Annotated in this window: 16 protein-coding genes; 8 read left to right on the forward strand and 8 right to left on the reverse strand. The window is 74.0% G+C overall.

Annotation, left to right across the window (positions count from 1 at the left end; all coding sequences use genetic code 11):
• Window positions 1-22: 22 nt before the first annotated feature.
• A complete protein-coding gene (locus tag IPZ69_RS32005) occupies window positions 23-1558 on the forward strand; it encodes a cytochrome P450 (RefSeq protein WP_235458146.1) in 1536 nt (511 codons plus the stop codon).
• Here IPZ69_RS32005 and IPZ69_RS32010 read toward each other — a convergent pair.
• The 3 genes from IPZ69_RS32010 to IPZ69_RS32020 all read right to left on the reverse strand — a co-directional run bounded on the left by IPZ69_RS32010 (window position 1552) and on the right by IPZ69_RS32020 (window position 4451).
• Entirely contained in the window at window positions 1552-2508 is a 957-nt protein-coding gene (locus tag IPZ69_RS32010; protein ID WP_235458147.1) for an RluA family pseudouridine synthase, read from the reverse strand. The two genes, IPZ69_RS32005 and IPZ69_RS32010, sit on opposite strands and share 7 nt — an antisense overlap.
• A gap of 100 nt (window positions 2509-2608) precedes the next feature.
• Complete coding sequence (locus IPZ69_RS32015; protein WP_235458148.1) at window positions 2609-3457, reverse strand: siderophore-interacting protein; 849 nt, start codon at window positions 3455-3457, stop codon at window positions 2609-2611.
• Window positions 3458-3530: 73 nt separating this feature from the next.
• Complete coding sequence (locus IPZ69_RS32020) at window positions 3531-4451, reverse strand: 5'-3' exonuclease (protein WP_374294546.1); 921 nt, start codon at window positions 4449-4451, stop codon at window positions 3531-3533.
• A gap of 453 nt (window positions 4452-4904) precedes the next feature.
• On the opposite strand from IPZ69_RS32020, the gene IPZ69_RS32025 reads away from it, so the two are divergent.
• Both IPZ69_RS32025 and IPZ69_RS32030 read left to right on the forward strand, forming a co-directional pair.
• The gene (locus IPZ69_RS32025) at window positions 4905-5474 is read left to right on the forward strand and encodes a helix-turn-helix domain-containing protein (RefSeq protein WP_235458149.1); all 570 of its coding nucleotides are present in this window, start codon (window positions 4905-4907) and stop codon (window positions 5472-5474) included.
• Window positions 5474-6193: a helical backbone metal receptor gene (locus IPZ69_RS32030; protein WP_235458150.1), complete on the forward strand. Its 720-nt coding sequence runs from the start codon at window positions 5474-5476 to the stop codon at window positions 6191-6193. The genes IPZ69_RS32025 and IPZ69_RS32030 overlap by 1 nt, the downstream gene beginning before the upstream one ends.
• On the opposite strand, the gene IPZ69_RS32035 is transcribed toward IPZ69_RS32030, so the two are convergent.
• Entirely contained in the window at window positions 6105-7277 is a 1173-nt protein-coding gene (locus IPZ69_RS32035) for a TDT family transporter (protein WP_235458151.1), read from the reverse strand. The two genes, IPZ69_RS32030 and IPZ69_RS32035, sit on opposite strands and share 89 nt — an antisense overlap.
• Window positions 7278-7347: 70 nt before the next feature.
• Here IPZ69_RS32035 and IPZ69_RS32040 point away from each other — a divergent pair, with 70 nt between their 5' ends.
• Window positions 7348-8268: a LysR family transcriptional regulator gene (locus IPZ69_RS32040; protein WP_235458152.1), complete on the forward strand. Its 921-nt coding sequence runs from the start codon at window positions 7348-7350 to the stop codon at window positions 8266-8268.
• Between the two features lie 597 nt (window positions 8269-8865).
• Here IPZ69_RS32040 and IPZ69_RS32045 read toward each other — a convergent pair.
• Both IPZ69_RS32045 and IPZ69_RS32050 read right to left on the reverse strand, forming a co-directional pair.
• Window positions 8866-9549: a gamma-glutamyl-gamma-aminobutyrate hydrolase family protein gene (locus tag IPZ69_RS32045; protein WP_235458153.1), complete on the reverse strand. Its 684-nt coding sequence runs from the start codon at window positions 9547-9549 to the stop codon at window positions 8866-8868.
• 52 nt (window positions 9550-9601) lie between these two features.
• Window positions 9602-10339 carry a FadR/GntR family transcriptional regulator gene (locus tag IPZ69_RS32050; RefSeq protein WP_235458154.1) on the reverse strand — a complete coding sequence of 246 codons (738 nt, stop codon included), beginning with the start codon at window positions 10337-10339 and terminating at the stop codon, window positions 9602-9604.
• 85 nt (window positions 10340-10424) lie between these two features.
• Here IPZ69_RS32050 and IPZ69_RS32055 point away from each other — a divergent pair, with 85 nt between their 5' ends.
• The 4 genes from IPZ69_RS32055 to IPZ69_RS32070 are packed head-to-tail and all read left to right on the forward strand — an operon-like array spanning window position 10425 to window position 15225.
• Window positions 10425-11783, forward strand: coding sequence for a glutamine synthetase family protein (locus IPZ69_RS32055; RefSeq protein WP_235458155.1), 1359 nt, complete (start codon window positions 10425-10427; stop codon window positions 11781-11783).
• An 11-nt stretch (window positions 11784-11794) separates the two neighbouring features.
• Window positions 11795-13168 (forward strand): aldehyde dehydrogenase family protein, encoded by a 1374-nt coding sequence (locus tag IPZ69_RS32060; RefSeq protein ID WP_235458156.1) that lies wholly within the window; start codon window positions 11795-11797, stop codon window positions 13166-13168.
• The gene (locus IPZ69_RS32065; RefSeq protein ID WP_235458157.1) at window positions 13165-13956 is read left to right on the forward strand and encodes a 3-oxoacyl-ACP reductase; all 792 of its coding nucleotides are present in this window, start codon (window positions 13165-13167) and stop codon (window positions 13954-13956) included. Before IPZ69_RS32060 ends, IPZ69_RS32065 begins: the two co-directional genes overlap by 4 nt.
• Before the next feature lie 27 nt (window positions 13957-13983).
• Window positions 13984-15225, forward strand: a complete 1242-nt coding sequence (locus IPZ69_RS32070) for a haloacid dehalogenase-like hydrolase (protein ID WP_235458158.1) — start codon at window positions 13984-13986, stop codon at window positions 15223-15225.
• Window positions 15226-15274: 49 nt separating this feature from the next.
• On the opposite strand, the gene IPZ69_RS32075 is transcribed toward IPZ69_RS32070, so the two are convergent.
• On the reverse strand, window positions 15275-16477 hold the full coding sequence (locus IPZ69_RS32075; RefSeq protein WP_235458159.1) for an amino acid deaminase/aldolase: 1203 nt from the start codon (window positions 16475-16477) through the stop codon (window positions 15275-15277).
• A 472-nt stretch (window positions 16478-16949) separates the two neighbouring features.
• Window positions 16950-17141: a hypothetical protein gene (locus IPZ69_RS32080; protein ID WP_235458160.1), complete on the reverse strand. Its 192-nt coding sequence runs from the start codon at window positions 17139-17141 to the stop codon at window positions 16950-16952.
• Window positions 17142-17967: the final 826 nt, after the last annotated feature.

Below are 17967 nucleotides of genomic sequence, written 5' to 3' on the forward strand. Positions count from 1 at the left end.
CCTCAGTTTCGGAGCGACCACTGTGACGCCTGAACCCCACTCCCTCACCGGTACGGACGACTCCACCCTCGACCCGCCGCCCGGCTGCCCGGCGCACGGCCTCGGACCCGGGGGGCCGGCCCGGCTGTACGGCCCCGGCGCGGACGACCTGGAGGGCCTGTACGAGAAACTGCGGGAAGAGCACGGCCCCGTGGCGCCCGTCCTGCTCCACGACGACGTGCCGATGTGGGTGGTCCTCGGGCACGCCGAGAACCTGCACATGGTGCGCACCCCCTCGCAGTACACCCGGGACAGCCGCATCTGGACCCCGCTGCTCGAAGGCGTGGTCAAGCCCGACCACCCGCTCATGCCGCACATCGCCTGGCAGCCCATCTGCTCCCACGCCGAGGGCGACGAGCACCTGCGGCTGCGGGGAGCGGTCACCGGCGCCATGTCGACCATCGACCACCGCGGCATCCGCCGCCACATCGGCCGCCACACACAGCGCCTGGTCAACGCGTTCTGCGAGAAGGGCCGGGCCGATCTGGTCTCCCAGTTCGCGGAGCATCTGCCGATGGCGGTGATGTGCGAGATCCTCGGCATGCCCGAGGAGTACGGCGACCGGATCGTGCAGGCCGCCCGCGACATGCTCAAGGGCACCGAGACCGCCATCGCCAGCAACGAGTACATCATGGGCTGCCTGATGCGGCTCACCGCGCGGCGCCGGGCCCAGCCCGAGGAGGACTTCACCAGCCACCTCGTCAACCACCCGGCGCGCCTGACCGACGACGAGATCGGCCAGCACCTCAGAGTCGTGCTCATCGCCGCCTACGAGGCCACCGCCAACCTCCTCGCCAACGCGCTGCGCATGGTCCTCACCGAGCCCGGCTTCCGCGCCCAGCTCAACGGCGGCCAGATGACGGTGCCGGAGGCGGTCGAGCAGTCCCTGTGGGACGAGCCGCCGTTCAGCGCCGTTCTCGGCTACTTCGCCAAGCAGGACACGGAGCTCGGCGGCCACCGCATCCGCAAGGGCGACGGCCTGCTGTTCGCCCCCGCCCCGGGCAACATCGACCCGCGGGTGCGTCCCGACCTGTCCGCCAACATGCAGGGCAACCGCTCGCACCTCGCCTTCGGCGGCGGCCCGCACGAGTGCCCGGGCCAGGACATCGGCCGCGCCATCGCCGACGTCGGCGTCGACGCCCTGCTGTCCCGGCTGCCCGACGTGCAGCTCGACTGCGACGAGGACGACCTGCGCTGGCGGGAGTCGATCTCCTCACGGCACCTGGTGGAACTCCCGGTACGGTTCGGCCCGAAGCCGCAGCAGGACGTGCGGTCCAAGCCCAGCCATGCCCCCATCCCGCCGCAGCGCGCCACCTGGCAGGTCGGCACGACCGGACCGGCACCCGATGCCCCGACCGTGCCCGCTCAGGCCACCGCTCCCGGGCACCTCGGCACCCCCGGGCCCGCCGCGCCCGAGCCGCGACCGGCGGCGCCCAGGCCCGCCGAGCCGGCACCGCAGCCCGCGAGCCGTCCCCGGGACGTGTGGCAGCGCCTGCGCCGCTGGTGGCGCGGTCACTGACCCGCCGCCCACCGGGCGTACGAGGACCAGGCCTCCAGCGTCCGCCCACTGCGGAACCTGTGCTCCGTCCCCGTGACCGGATCGGTGAACTCCAGCTCCCGCGCCAGCAGTTGCAGCGGGCGCCGGAAGTCAGCGGCCGGCACGGGGTCGGCCACCTCCGGGTACAGCGGGTCGCCGAGGATCGGCACGCCCAGGGCGTTCATGTGCACCCGCAGCTGATGGGTCTGCCCGGTACCCGGGGTGAGCCGGTAGCGCCCCAGCCCGTCCGCCTCCCGGCGCTCGGCCAGTTCGACGAGGGTGACCGCGTTGGGCTCGCCCTCGACCTCCCGCGCCGCCAGCACCCCGCGCTCCTTCACGATCCGGCTGCGCACGGTCCGGGGCAGGGCGAGCGAGGCCTCGTACGGGGCGACGGCCTCGTACTCCTTGCGCACCCGCCGGTCGCGGAACAGCATCTGGTACGCGCCGCGCTCCTCGGGTCGCACCGTGAACAGCACCAGTCCGGCGGTGAGCCGGTCCAGACGGTGCGCGGCGGAGAGCGCCGGGAGGTCCAGCTCCCGGCGCAGCCTCGCCAGCGCGGTCTCGGTGACGTGGCTGCCGCGCGGGGTGGTGGCGAGGAAGTGCGGTTTGTCGGCGACGACGAGGTGCGCGTCGCGGTACACGACCTCCAGCGGGAACGGCACCGGGACCTCCTCGGGCAGCTCCCGGTGGAACCACACGAACATCCCCGGCACGTACGGGGCGTCCGGCGCCACCGCCCGTCCGTCGGCCCCGACGATCCGCCCCGCGTCGAGCATCGCCCGGACCACCCCGGGGCCGGCCCCGGACAGCCGCTCCACCAGATACTCGCCGACGGTGGCCCAGGGCCCCTCGGCGGGCAGCCGCACCCGCACCGGGTCCACCCCGTGGCGCTGGGGGAGCGGGGAGGGCGGCGTGCGGGTCCTGCGTCTCATCGGCCCAGCGTAGGGCGGCTGTGGCGACCGCGGCGAGCGAGGCGGACGCGGCAGCGGCGGTCCCCTGACATCTGTTCAGGGGACCGCCGCTGCAGGTGTCTCACGCCGCCGCGGCCGTGCCGCCCTCCTGCTCCGCCTCGATGCGCGCGTTCCAGTCCCGCTTGGACTCCTGCCAGCCGTCCTCGTTGTGACCCAGGCGCCAGTAGCCGGAGATCGACAGGTCCTCGCGCGGAATCTGCCGCTCCACCCGCAGCAGCCGGCGCAGCTCCTTCACGAAGGCCGCCTCGCCGTGCACGAACGCGTGCAGCCGGCCCGCCGGGAACTCCAGCGCGCGGACGGCCTCGACCAGGGCCTCGCCGACCGGCCGGTCCCCGCGGTGCAGCCAGACGACCTCCACGTCGGAGTCGATCTTCTGCTCCTCCTCGGGGCCGGAAACCTCCACGAAGGCAAAGGCCTTGGCGCCGGCGGGCAGCGCCTCCAGGGAACAGGCGATGGCGGGCAGCGCGCTCTCGTCACCGGCGAGCAGATGCCAGTCGGCGCTCGGGTCCGGCGCGTACGCCCCGCCCGGCCCCATGAAGCGGACGGTCTCGCCCGGCCGCACCCGCAGCGCCCAGGGACCCGCCAGGCCCTCGTCGCCGTGGACCACGAAGTCCAGGGTCAGCTCACGGCGTTCGGGATCCCAGGACCGTACGGTGTACGTCCGGGTCACCGGCCACTGCTCGCGCGGGAACTGAGCGCGGACGCGGTCGATGTCGAAGGGCTCCGGGTAGGTCACGCCCTCGGGGCCGAAGAGCAGCTTCACATAGTGGTCGGTGCAGGTGTCCGCCGAGAAGTCGGCCAGGCCGTCACCGCCGAGCACCACACGCTGCATGTGCGGGGTCAGCCGTTCGGTGCGGACGACCTGCGCGGAATGGGGCTTCCGCGGCTTCCGTGCCGGACGTTCTGCCATGACGGCCTCCCAGGATCCAAGCTTAGGTTTACCTAAGTTAGCACCTCTCCCTTTGCGTTTCACAAGAACGGGGTCACGCGCCGAGTGTCGTCAGCAGCCGGTGCAGGGAACCGCCCAGTCCCCAGCGCACCGCCAGCCCGTCCAGGCCCGCCGAGTCGCGCGGAGTGTGCGGCAGCCTCGTGTCGACCTCGGGCAGCGGTACGTCGGCGGCGACCCGTACGACCTTCGGCGCGACGGCGACGTACGGGCGTGCCTCGTCCAGGCGCTTGCGCTGCGACGGCGTGAGCTTGGCCTTCGGGTCGTCCACCGCCGCCATGATCCCGGCCAGGTCGCCGAACTCGGCGAGCAGCTTGGCGGCGGTCTTCTCGCCGATCCCGGGCACGCCCGGCAGCCCGTCGCTCGGGTCGCCGCGCAGCAGCGCGAGGTCCGCGTACCCGCTCCCGTCGACGCCGTACTTCTCGCGCAGCAGCGCCCCGTCGGTGAGCTGCAGCGTGCCGACGCCCTTGAGCGGGTACAGCACCCGCACCCCGCGTGCGTCGTCCACGAGTTGGTACAGGTCGCGGTCGCCGGTGACGATGTCGACCGGGCCGTCGGCGCGCGCGGTGAACGTGCCGATCACGTCGTCGGCCTCGTACCCCTCGATCCCGACCCGGGCGATGCCGATCGCGTCCAGGACCTCCTCGATGACCGGCACCTGCGGGGAGAGCGTGTCCGGTACCTGCTCCTCGTCCGGCCCGATCTCGTGCTCCTCGGCGACGCGGTGCGCCTTGTAGGAGGGGATCAGGTCGACCCGCCACTGCGGGCGCCAGTCGGCGTCCATGCAGGCCACCAGCCGGTCCGGCCGGTGGTCCTTGACCAGCCGGTCGATGAAGTCGAGCAGTCCGCGCACGGCGTTCACCGGCGTGCCGTCCGGCGCCTTCACGGAGTCCGGGACGCCGAAGTAGGCGCGGAAGTACAGGGAGGCGGTGTCGAGGAGCATGAGTCGTCCGGTCACGCTCGCATCATGCCGCACGCCACTGACAGCAGCGGCGTCGCGAACCACCGGCGCCGCCGCGACGCGCTCCTCGCGCACCGCGAGACTCCCTGCGGAGGGTCCGCCCCACGGGGTGTGCACAGTCAGGATCCGGCCAACCACATAGAGCTACGCCTTCACCCAAGCCTTGCCGCACCGCTGGTCGATGCGACCGGCCGCCAGTTCGATCAGTACCGACTCTCCGTGGCCTCGGCCCCTTCGTCCCGAAGGAGAGGCCCGCGCCCGCCGCGTCCGGAGCCCCCCTCCACTGGCGCGATCTGTGGGGGTCGACCTCGCGTGATGCGCCAGGGATGCGCCGGCGGCATGAAACGGTTTGCCGAACATGCGTAGGGTGCAGAGAACTCCTCAGGAGCGGCGTGCCCCACGACGGGCACCCGGATCATACGGCGACGAGCGAAGGAGGGAGCCGGAGCGATGGGCGACCACAAAGAACAACAGCCCGTCCGGGTGGGCGCGGCCGTCCGGCGGCGACGCCGCGCGCTGGAGCTCACCCTCGCCGTCGTGGCCGAGCGCAGCGGACTGTCCGTCCCCTTCCTGAGCCAGATCGAGAACGACCGGGCCCGCCCCAGCACCAGCTCCCTGGAGAAGGTGGCCGACGCCCTGCGCACCACGGCCGTCGAGCTCCTCGCCGCCGCCGACCCCGCGTGCAGCGTCGACCTCGTACGCTCCGAGACCACCGAGCAGGACTTCACCCCCCGGGTGCGGACCCTCGTGCGCGGTCACCACCAGTTGCACGCCTCCGAGTTCACCGGCGACCACGACGCCGGCCGCGAATTCCAGCACCGCAACGACGAGTTGATGTACGTCGCCGACGGCGCCGTGGAGATCGAGGCGGAGGGCCGCGCCTACCGCCTCGGCCGCGGCGACACCCTCTACCTGACCGGCGGGGTCCGCCACCGCTGGCGCGCCACCGTGCCCGACACCCGGGTGGTCATCGTCGCCGTCGCCGAACACATCGAGGCCGTCCAGGACCGTCCCCGCTGATGCGGGTCGTCTCCCTGGTGCCGTCGCTCACCGAGGCGGTGGCCGTGTCCGTACCGGGCGCTCTGGTCGGTGCCACGGACTGGTGCGGCCATCCGGTGGGTCTGGACGTGACCCGGGTGGGCGGCACCAAGAACCCCGGGCTCGACCGGATCGCCGCCCTCGCCCCCGACCTGGTGATCGCCAACGAGGAGGAGAACCGCGCCCCCGACCTCGACGCCCTGCGCGCGGCGGGCCTGAACGTCCTGGTCACCGAGGTGCGCACGGTGCCGGGGGCCTTCCGGGAACTGACCCGGGTGCTGGCCGCGTGCGGCGCGGCGCGGCCCCCGCGCTGGCTGGCGGAGGCGGAGCGTACCTGGTCGTCGCTGCCTGAGCCCGGGCGCCGCCGGTCGGCCGTCGTACCGATCTGGCGCCGCCCCTGGATGGTCCTCGGCCGGGACACCTTCGCCGGCGACGTCCTGACCCGGCTGGGGGTGGACCACCTGTACGCGTCCCATCCGGACCGCTACCCCCGCATCCCCCTCGACGAACTGCGGGCGGCCGGCCCTGACCTGGTGGTGCTCCCGGACGAGCCGTACCGCTTCACCCCCGACGACGGCCCCGAGGCCTTCCCCGGACTGCCCTGCGCCCTCGTCAGCGGACGGCATCTGACCTGGTACGGGCCGTCCCTGACCGAGGCGCCACGGGTGCTGTCCGAGGCCCTGCGAGCAGCTCACCCCTGACCAGTGCGCGCACCGTGCCCGCGGCGGCCGCGAGCCAGGCGGCGACGAGCACGCCGCACAGCGCGACCGAGAGGCCGTCATAGACGGCGAGGCCCGTGTGCCGGGCGAGCGCCGCGGAACCGGTGACACAGGTGCCCACCGGGAACGTGAACGCCCACCACGTCATCGCGAACCCCATCCCGCGCCGCCGGGCCCGTGCCACCAGGGCGCCGGCGAGCCCGAGCCACAGCAGCGCGAAGCCCATCACCGGCACCCCGTACAGCACGGCGAGCATGCCGAAGCCCTGCGCGTAGGGCGCGGGCACGACCCCGGGCGCGGTGTCCGCGAACGCGCCGACGGCGGTGGTGGACTGCCCGAGCGGCCCCAGCACCAGGAACAGCGTCGGGGTGAGCGCGAGGGGCAGCGGACCGGAGGTGGTCAGCCGGGCGAAGACGAGCGGCAGCATCAGCAGCGTCGCGAGCAGGCTCAGCCCGAACAGCGCGAAGCAGGCGAGCAGCAGCGTCTCCCGGGCCTGCCCGGCCGGCAGGTGCGGCACCAGGGCCGGCCCGAGGGCGGCGGACACCATCGGCGCGACCAGCGGCAGCAGCCACACGGGCGTGGCCTGCCCCGGCTCGATCCGATGCCGTACGGCCATGAGGTACGGGACGGCGACGGCGGCCGCCAGCCCGACGACCGTCCCGGCGACGAACAGCACGGAGTCGAGGGCGACCGCGGCCGTCGTGCCGATCCAGTCGCGGCCCACGGTCGGCGCGCCGCCGCCCACGGCCAGCAGAGCCATGGACAGGCAGCCGTAGAACGGGGCCATGCCCGGGTCGAGGAGATCGGCGCGGGCCTGGTCGCGGTGGTGGGTCCAGTGCAGGGCGCGGGCGGTCAGCAGGGTCACGAGCAGCAGCAGCGACAGCGCCCACAGGCCGGTGCCGACCATGCGCACACCTTCCGGGTGCCCGGGGAGCACGGCGCCGGTGGACCCCAGGGCGGCGGTGCCCATGACGGAGGCGTACCAGTTCGGGCCGAGGTGGCGGACGGCGGCGGCGCGCCGGCGCGGCGCGGTGGGGAGGGACAGGGGCTGGGCTGCGGTGACCATGACCCCACCGTCGCCCGGGACGGTGGCCGCGACCAGGGAGTACGCGTCTATGGGGACATAAACTGGGCTTATGAGCGAGCCACAGCAGCGACAGGGGCCCGGATCGCTGGCCCACCGGGTGCCCGACCTCGGGGCGCTGGAACTGCTGCTGGCGGTGGCGCGACTGGGCAGTCTCGGGGCGGCGGCCAGGGAGGTCGGCATCACGCAGCCGGCCGCCAGCAGCCGGATCCGTTCCATGGAACGCCAGCTCGGCGTGGCCCTGGTGGACCGCTCGCCGCGCGGCTCCCGGCTCACGGACGCGGGGGCGTTGGTGACGGACTGGGCGCGGCGGGTCGTGGAGGCGGCGGAGGCGTTCGACGTGGGGGCGCAGGCGCTCCGGGACCGCCGCGACTCGCGGCTGCGGGTCGCCGCCAGCATGACGATCGCCGAGTACCTGCTCCCCGGCTGGCTCCTGGCCCTGCGCGCCGAGCGCCCCGACACGGCGGTGTCGCTGCTGGCCGGCAACTCGGCGGCGGTGGCGGAGCGGCTGCTCGCCGACGAGGCGGACCTGGGCTTCGTGGAGGGCCTGACGGTGCCGCCCGGCCTGGACTCCGCGGTGATCGCCCACGACCGGCTGATCGTGGTCACGGCCCCCGCGCACCCCTGGGCCCGCCGTAGGCGCCCCCTCGCGTCCGCCGAACTGGCGGCCACGCCGCTGATTCTGCGTGAACGCGGTTCCGGCACCCGCCAGGTCCTGGACGCGGCCCTGGGGGGCCTGGCGCGGCCGCTCATCGAGCTCTCCTCCACCACGGCGGTGAAGGCCTCGGCGGTCAGCGGCGCGGGCCCGGCGGTCCTCAGCGAGCTGGCGGTCCGCGAGGAACTCTCCCTGCGCCGCCTGGTCAGCATCCCGGTCGACGGCGTGTCCCTGGCCCGGGCCCTGCGCGCCGTCTGGCCGACGGGCCACCGACCGACCGGACCTGCCCGGGAACTGCTGTCACTGACGCGGGGGTGAGCGGGCTGCGGCCCGGGGGGCTCCGGCGCGCGGGCTGTGGCGAGCGGGCCCCGACGAGCTGGCTGCGGCACGCGGGCCGTGGCGAGTGGGCCCCACGCGCGGGCTGGGGCGGGCTGCGGCGTGTAGGTCCCGACGAGTGGGCTCCGACGAGTGGGCTGCTGCGCGCGGGCCGTGGCGAGTGGGTCCCTCGAGCGGGCTGCGGCGGGCTCCGGCGCGTGAGTCCCGGCGAGTGGGCTGCGGCGCGCGGGCCGTGGCGAGAGGCCCCCTCGAGCGGGCTGCGGCGGCCGCGGCGCGTGGGCTCCTACGAGCGGGCCCGTCGCGCGGGCTCTTACGAGCGAGCCCGTCACGCGGTCCCGGCGAGCGGGTCCCGACGAGCGATCCCCTCGAGCGGGCTGTGGCGGGCCCCTACGCGCGGGCTCCGGCGCGTGGGCCCCGACGAGTGGGTTCCGGCGCGGGGGCCGTGGCGAGAGGCCTCCTCGAGCGGGCTGCGGCGGGCCCTATGTGTGGGCCCCTACGGGTGGGCTGCGACGAGCGGGCTGCGACGAGCGGGCTGCGACGAGCGGGCCCGGCGCGCGGGCTCCCGCGAGCGGGCCCCGATCAGGACGCCGCGCGCACCAGCTCGCGCATTACGCGTGCGTCCTCGCCCATCTCGGGATGCCACTGGACCCCGACGACCCACCCGTCGCTCTCCGGCAGCTCGATCGCCTCCACCGTGCCGTCCTCGGCGTAGGCGGACGCGGCGAGCCCCTTGCCGAGCCGGTCCACCGCCTGGTGGTGGTAGGTCGGCACGGACGTCTCCTCGGGGACGGCCGCCGCGTACAGCGTCCCCGGTACCGGCTTGACGCTGTGCCGACCGAAGATCCCCACCCCGTCCGCGTGCCCGTCGATGTGCTGCACGAGCGTGCCGCCGAGGGCGACGTTCAGCAGCTGCATGCCCCGGCACACGCCGAGCAGCGGCACCCGCGCCGCCAGCGCCGCCTCGATCAGGGCGAGCTCCCAGGTGTCCCGCTCCGGCGCCGGCGGACCCGTGAGCGGCGAGCGCTCCGCGTCGTACCGGGACGGATCCACGTCCGGGCCGCCCGCGACCACCAGCCCGTCGATCCGCGCCACGGCCGCCGCCGCCCGCTCCGGCGCGTCCGGGGGCAGCATGACGGCCAGGCCGCCCGCCCGCTGGACCAGCCGCGGGTATCCGGCCGGCAGCAGCACCGCCTCCATGTCCCACACGCTCCACTGCGCCCCGGCCAGGTACGTACTCATGCCGATCAGCGGCTGTCCGGCCACACGGTCCTCCCAGGCATTCAAAGGTGCTCGCTCATACCTTTACAGAATGCGCTCATGCCAGGAAGCCCCGCAACAGTGCCGCCGTGCCCGCGCAGTGCTCCCGCATCATCTCCCGCGCCCCGTCGGCGTCCCCGTCCAGCACCGCCTCGATCAGCGCGATGTGCTGGCGCTGCGAGTGCTCCAGATTGCGGACGAGCAGCGGGATGCAGTCGAGCAGGTCGTTCACCGTCGCCCGGACCGCCGCGTACTGCGCGGTCAGTGACGGCGAGCCGCACAGCTCGGCCAGGGTGAGGTGGAGCAGGGTGTCCAGCCGGCGGTACTCGCTCAGCGGCGCGTCGTGCGTGCGGGCGAGCGCGTCCCGCAGCTGCCCCGCCTGCTCGTCGGTCAGCCCATGAGCGGCGCACAGTCCCGCCGCCCCGACCTCCAGGACCTCCCGGAAGCGCAGCATGTCCTCGATGTCGACCTCGGCGATCCGCCGGCGCAGCTCGTCCTCGCCGCCCGCGTCCGCGCGCGGCAGTACGAACGTTCCGCCGTACCGCCCGCGCCGCGACTCGACCAGCCCCTGGTCCTGCAGCACCCTGAGCACCTCGCGCAGCGTCACCCGGCTGACGCCGAGCCGCTCCGCCAGCTCCCGCTCGGCGGGCAGCCGCTCGCCGCCGGGCACCAGGCCCAGCCGTACGACCTGCAGGATCTGCTCCAACGCCTCCTCGAAGCCGTTGCCCGCCCGCACCGGCCGGAGCACCGGCGTGAGCCGGTCCTCCAGCCTTTCGGGTCCCGTGTCCCGCGACATCCGGCCGCACCCCCTTCCCAAGCAATGGTTCTCCGCAATACCTTATGGCTCCCGGCTGACCGAAGAAGCCGAAGGAGGCTCTCCCGTGGCAGACCGCACACCCCCACTCAGTGTCGAGGAGCTGCACGCCCTCGTCACGAGCGGTGAGATCGACACTGTTGTCCTGGCGTTCCCCGACATGCAAGGGCGTCTGCAGGGCAAGCGGTTCGCCGCACGCTTTTTCCTCGACGAAGTCCTGCACCACGGCACCGAGGGCTGCAACTACCTCCTCGCCGTCGACGCCGAGATGAACACCGTCGACGGCTACGCCATGTCCTCCTGGGACCGCGGATACGGCGACTTCGCCATGCACCCCGACCTGGCCACCCTGCGCCGGGTCCCCTGGAACGCGGGCACGGCCATGCTCGTCGCCGACCTCGCCTGGAGCGACGGCTCCCCGGTCGTCGCCGCCCCCCGCCAGATACTGCGCCGCCAGCTGGAGCGCCTCGCGGAGCTCGGCTACACCGCCCAGGTCGGCACCGAACTCGAATTCATCGTCTTCAGGGACACCTACGAGCAGGCCTGGGACGCCCACTACCGCGGCCTGACCCCGGCCAACCAGTACAACATCGACTACTCGGTCCTCGGCACCGGCCGCATCGAGCCGCTGCTGCGCCGCATCCGCAACGAGATGGCGGGCGCCGGCCTCACCGTCGAGTCCGCCAAGGGCGAGTGCAACCCCGGCCAGCACGAGATCGCCTTCCGCTACGACGAGGCCCTGCGCACCTGCGACCAGCACGCGATCTACAAGACCGGCGCCAAGGAGATCGCCGCCCAGGAGGGCATGTCCCTGACCTTCATGGCCAAGTACAACGAGCGCGAGGGCAACTCCTGCCACATCCACCTCTCGCTCACCGACGCCGACGGCACCAACGTCATGGCCGGACCCGAGGGCATGACCGAGGTCATGCGGCACTTCCTCGCCGGACAGCTGGCCGCCCTGCGCGACTTCTCCCTCCTGTACGCCCCCCACATCAACTCCTACAAGCGGTTCCAGCCGGGCTCCTTCGCCCCGACCGCCGTCGCCTGGGGCCACGACAACCGCACCTGCGCCCTCCGCGTCGTCGGCCACGGCAAGTCCCTGCGCTTCGAGAACCGGCTGCCCGGCGGCGACGTCAACCCGCACCTCGCCGTCGCCGGCCTGGTCGCGGCGGGCCTGTACGGCATCGAGCAGAAGCTGGAACTGCCCGAGCCCTGCCCGGGCAACGCCTACGCCGCCGACTTCGCGCACGTCCCCACCACCCTGCGCGAGGCCGCCGAGCTCTGGGAGAACAGCCCGATCGCCAGGGCCGCCTTCGGCGACGAGGTCGTCGCGCACTACCGCAACATGGCGCGCGTCGAACTGGAGGCCTTCGACGCCGCGGTCACCGACTGGGAGCTGCGCCGCTCCTTCGAACGCATGTGAGGGGCCCTTCCTTGTCGAACGAGCTGGAACTCCAGGTACTCAACCCGGCCACCGAGGAGATCGTCGCCACCGTCCCCGCCGCGACAGCCGTCGACGTGGACGCCGCCGTCGCACGGGCCGCGCGGGCGCAGACGGCCTGGGCCGCGGTCGCGCCCGCCGACCGGGCCCGGCTGCTGCGCCGCTTCGCCGACACCGTCGACGCCCACGTCGAGGAACTCGCGCAGCTGGAGGTCCGCGAGGCCGGCCACCTCCTCGGCAACGCCCGCTGGGAGGCCGGCAACGCCCGCGACCTCCTGCTGTACGCGGCCGGCGGCGCCGAACGGCTCCTCGGCAAGCAGATCCCCGTGCCCGGCGGCTGGGACGTCACCTTCCAGGAACCCCTCGGGGTGGTCGGCGTGATCGCCCCCTGGAACTTCCCGATGCCCATCGCCGCCTGGGGCTCCTTCCCGGCGCTCGCCGCGGGCAACGCCGTCGTCCTCAAGCCGGCCGAGACCACCCCGCTCACCGCGCTGCGCCTCGCCGAACTCGCCCTGGAGGCGGGCCTGCCCGAGGGGCTGTTCCAAGTCCTCCCCGGGTACGGCCACATCGCCGGCCGCGCCCTGGTCGACCACCCCGACGTGGCGAAGATCGTGTTCACCGGCTCCAGCCGCACCGGCCGCGAGGTCATGGAACGCTGCGCCCGGCAGGTCAAGCCCGTCACCCTCGAACTCGGCGGCAAGAGCCCGAACATCGTCTTCGCCGACGCCGACCTGAAGGCCGCGGTCGACCCCTTCTCCTTCCTGGACAACTCCGGCCAGGACTGCTGCGCCCGCACCCGCATCCTCGTCCAGGAGTCCGTGTACGACGAGGTCCACGCGTTCCTCGCCGACGCCCTGTCGGCCGTGGTGGTGGGCGACCCCGCCGACGAGAAGACCCAGATGGGCCCGCTGATCTCCCGTCAGCAGCTCGACCGCGTACGGTCCTTCGTGCCGGACGACGCCCGGGCACTGCGCGGCAGCGCGCCCGACGGACCCGGCTTCTGGTTCGCGCCCACCGTGCTCACGGGGGAGCGGCCCGACTCCGAGGCGGCCCGCGAGGAGATCTTCGGCCCGGTCGCCGTCCTGCTGCCCTTCACCGACGAACAGGACGCGGTCCGCCTCGCCAACGACACCCCGTACGGGCTGGCGGGCTCCCTGTGGACCCGCGACCTTAGCCGCGCCCTGCGCGTCTCCCGGGCCGTCCGCGCGGGCAACCTGTCCGTCAACTCCCACTCCAGCGTCCGCTACTGGACCCCGTTCGGCGGCTTCAAGCAGTCCGGCCTGGGCCGCGAGCTGGGCCCGGACGCCCTGACCGCCTTCACCGAAACCAAGAACGTCTTCATCAGCACGGAGGGCCCCGCACTGTGACCTCTCAGACCTCTGCCCCCATCTGCCGCCGCCTGGTCGGCCGCACCGCCGTCATCACCGGAGCCGGCAGCGGCATCGGCCTCGCCACCGCGCGCCGGCTCGCCTCCGAGGGCGCCCACATCGTCTGCGGCGACGTCGACGAGGCCCGCGGCAAGGCCGCCGCCGACGAGGTCGGCGGGATCTTCGTGAGGGTCGACGTCACCGACCCCGAGCAGGTCGAGGCCCTGTTCAAGACGGCCTACGACACCTACGGCAGCGTCGACATCGCCTTCAACAACGCCGGTATCTCCCCGCCCGACGACGACTCCATCCTGGAGACCGGCCTGGAGGCCTGGAAGCGCGTCCAGGAGGTCAACCTCACCTCCGTCTACCTGTGCTGCAAGGCCGCCATCCCCTACATGCGCCGCCAGGGCCGGGGCTCCATCATCAACACGGCCTCCTTCGTGGCCCGGATGGGCGCGGCGACCTCGCAGATCTCCTACACGGCCTCCAAGGGCGGCGTGCTCGCCATGTCCCGCGAGCTCGGCGTGCAGTTCGCCCGCGAGGGCATCCGGGTCAACGCCCTGTGCCCGGGCCCGGTCAACACCCCCCTCCTTCAGGAGCTGTTCGCCAAGGACCCCGAGCGCGCCGCGCGCCGCCTCGTGCACATCCCGCTCGGCCGGTTCGCCGAGGCCGAGGAGATCGCCTCCGCCGTCGCCTTCCTGGCCAGCGACGACTCGTCCTTCGTGAACGCCACCGACTTCCTGGTCGACGGCGGAATCTCGGGCGCGTACGTCACGCCCCTGTAGAAGGGCGAACGGTACGGTTCGGGTCGTATGCGACTTCCTCTCGCGTGGACCCTGGTCGCGGCCGCCGCCCTGGCGGCCGCACCCACCGCACCGGCCACCGGCGCACCCGCCCGCTGCCCCCGGCTGACCGGCGCCTGGCAGAGCGACAACCGCGCCCACCTCCAGCAGGTCATCGACGACCACGGCACCTGCGCCGGACCCGACCGCCGGCCCCGCCCGGTCGCGGCCTTCGACTGGGACAACACCGTCACCAAGAACGACGTCACCGACGCCACCCTGTCCTGGGCCCTGCGGCACGACGCACTTCTGCGTCCCGCCCGCTGGAAGGACACCAGCGCGTGGCTCACCGACGCGGCCGACCGGGCCCTCACCGAGGCCTGCGGCACCGGCGTCCGCGCGCCCCTGCCCACCTCCGCCCGGCCCCGCTGCACGGACGAGATCCTCGAAATCCGCGAGCACGCCACCACCACGAGCGGTGCCCCGGCCTTCGCCGGCACCTGGAACCACCGGCGCACCGTCCCGCAGTACGCCTGGATCCCGCAGCTCTTCGCGGGCCGCACCCCCGCCGAACTCTCCGCCTACGCCCGAGCCGCCCGCCGCGAGGCCCTGGCCGCCCCCGTCGGCGCGACCCGCGTCCTCGGCACCCACACCGTTCCCGCCTACGTCCGCTACTACGACCAGATGCGCGACCTGATCCGCACGCTGCGGCGGGCCGGATTCACGGTCTACATCGTCTCCGCCGGCGCCGAACCGATCACCGAGGTCTGGTCCCGGGGCGTCGGCATCGACGCGGCGCACACCGTCGCCATCCGCTCGGTCCTCGACCGCCACGGCCGCCTCACCACCCGCACCGAGGGCTGCGGCGGCCTGCCGGCGACCCGCGGCGAGGCGATCCCGTACATCGACGGCAAGCGCTGCTGGATCAACCAGGAGGTGTACGGCATCCACGGCGCCGCGGCCTGGCAGCGCCGGCCACCGACGCACCGGCCGGTCCTCGCCGCCGGCGACGCCGACACCGACGTCACCTTCGTCGGCGACGCCACCGGCGCGCACCTGGTCGTCAACCGGAACAAGCCCGAGCTGATGTGCCGGGCCTACGACGACGCAGACGGACACTGGCTGGTCAACCCGATGTTCATCGACCCGCTGCCCCGCAGGACCGACCCCTACCCGTGCTCCACCTCGGCCTACACGGCCCCGGACGGCAGCCACGGCCCCCTCCGGCGTCCGGACGGCTCGGTGCTGCCGGACCTCTTCGACGCCGGGTAGGCCCGGACGGGCCGGGCGGGGCGGGCGGCCGCGCTCGGGCTCATTGGGCTCAGAGGAAGGTCTGCCCCTCACCCCGGTAGGTGGGCACGGTCGCCGTCACCGCGTCCCCCTCGATCAGGTGCAGTGTGTCGAAGCGCTCGCACAGCTCACCGGCCTTGGCGTGCCGGAACCACACCTTGTCGCCGATGAGCAGGTCGTCGGCGGGCGAACCGAGCAGCGGCGTCTGCACCTCGCCCGGGCCCTCCTGCGGGTCGTACCGCAGCCCCTCCGGGAGGTACGGCACCGGCAGCCGGTCGGGACCGGCCGCGCCGGAGGCGGGGTAGCCGCCGCCGAGCACGGTCACGACGCCCACCCCCGGCCGCCGCACGACGGGCTGGGCGAACAGCGCGGCGGGCCGCCCCGTGAAGGACGTGTAGTTGTCGAAGAGCCGGGGCACGTAGAGCCCGGAACCGGCCGCGATCTCGGTGACGGCGTCCTCGGCCGCGGTGTGCTGCACACTGCCCGTGCCGCCGCCGTTGACGAACTCCAGGTCCGGCGCCACGGCCCGGACCGCCCGCACCACGGCGGCACGGCGCTCGGCCAGCTCACGCCGGGCGGTCGCCTGCATCAGCCGTATCGCCCGCGACCGCAGCGGCCGGCCCGCCAGGCTGTCCCCGACACCGGCGACGTGCCCCTCGTACGCCATGATCCCGACCAGCCTGAACCCGGGCCGCCGCGCCACGGTCCGCGCCAGGTCGGCGACCTGGGCGGGGGAGTACAGGGGCGAACGAAGCGCTCCCACGCGCACGCGCCCGCCGAACAGCTTCAGCGAGGTGTCCAACTCCAGGCAGACGCGGACGACTTCACGGCCGCCGGAGCGGGAGGCGTCGATGAGGTCGAGCTGGGCGGGGTCGTCGATCATGACGGTGACCGCGGCGGCCGGCTTGGGGTCGGCGGCCAGTTCGCCGAAGCCGGACCGGTCGGCGGACGGGTAGGCGAGCAGCACGTCCTCGAATCCCGAGCGCGCGAGCCACAGGGACTCCGCGAGCGTGAAGGACATGATCCCCGCGAAGCCCTCCTTGGCCAGGACCCGTTCGAGCAGGGCCCGGCAGCGGACGGACTTGCTCGCGACCCGGACCGGCTTGCCGCCGGCCCGGCGGACGAGATCGTCCGCGTTGGCGTCGAAGGCGTCCAGGTCCACGATCGCGAGAGGAGCGTCGAGATGGGCGGTGGCCCGGTCGTAACGGGCCCGGGCGGCGGCTCGCGCAGTCATGAACGCAGCCTGCCAGACAGGATTACCGCAGGGTAGGGGGACGTTCCGGGCAGATGCCCCCGGCGTCGCGGACTGGTTCCCGTTCGCCGGGCGACAACCCGTAGAGTGACGCGCACGCACGACGGAACGACTCCGGCCGCCTGCCCTGCGCCGGGATGCGGTTCCGCGTGTGCGGGTATGGCTGCCACACCGGCTCCGGCCGACGACCAGGACGACCACGACGACCCGCGTACGAGGAAACGGCCCGGGCACGAGGAAACGGGGGGTGCATGAGCACGGAATCCCGCCACGCCCCCGGCCCTGAGCAGGGCCCGACGAATCCCGAGTTCGACTCCCCGACGGCTGAGGAAGCCGGGCCCGGGGGGCGTGCGGCCGGGGTGGATTCTTCGGCGGGGCGGCATTTGGCGGGGCGGGATGTTCCGGCCAGTCGGCGTGCGGCCGGGCCTGATGTCGATGTTTTCGGGGGGATCCGTCAGGGTCGGTTGGACGCCCCGCTGAGCAGCCGTGCCGTCGGTGTGGACAGGGACGCTTCCTCGGGGGTGCGGGTGTCGGACGGGTCGGTGCGGGCGGATTCCGGCAGGTCCGTGGCACCGCGCGGCGGGAGCGGCGGCGAGGCCGACGGGGCCCGTGCCGTGCCCGGTGCCCGGGACTCCCGTCCTCGCATTCCCAACCTCCGCCCGTCCCGCGTGCCGCAGGGCACCGCGCCCACGTCTCCGCCACCGCCGCCGGCCTCGGCCCGCTTCCCGGACGCGCCGCCCGCCTCGGGCGCGCGTGGCGAGAACGCCGACCGGGTCACTCCCGGTGCCACCCCGCCCAGGCCGGACCAGGCCCCCCGGGTGCCGTTCCTGCGTCCCTACGCCCCGGCCGAGCCCCGCCCGGAAACGACCGCCGGCCTGAGCCCGACGCCCCCCACGACGAACCCCGAGCCGCCGACCCGCCGCGCCTCCACACCGACGGCCCCTGCCACGCGCCGGGGCTCCGCCGGCATACCCCCCAGACCGACTACGCCGCCGACGGCACCCACCGCGCGCCCCACGCGCACGGATTTCGGCCGCCGCGCCGACGCCGAGCAGCTCAGGGATTTCGGTCGGCGTACGGATGCCGACTGGCGCGGGGACGTCGACGGGCGCACGGATGCCGGCCGGCGCACGGATTTCGACGGTCGCGCGGCTGCCGAGCAGCTCACGGATTTCGGCCAGCGCCCCGATGCCGAGCGAGTCACGGACTTCAGCCGACGCGCGGATACTGACGGGCGACCTGATGCGGACCGGCGTACCGACTCCGGCCGGAGCACCGATTCCGCCGCCCCGCCGCAGTCCGGCCCCGCCGGAACCGTGTCCGAGGCGCGGACCGTGCCGGCTCCCGCCGCACCTCGTCGTCCTGCGTCCAGCACGACGACCGGCGAGCCGCGCCAGGCCGCCGCTCCGTCGGCGCCGCCCTCGGCACCGCGCCCGGCGAACCCCGTGCCCTCGCGCCCGGCCGTTCCTCCG

The sequence above is a fragment of the Streptomyces olivochromogenes genome, from assembly GCF_021538895.1.
Taxonomy (GTDB): domain Bacteria; phylum Actinomycetota; class Actinomycetes; order Streptomycetales; family Streptomycetaceae; genus Streptomyces; species Streptomyces olivochromogenes_A.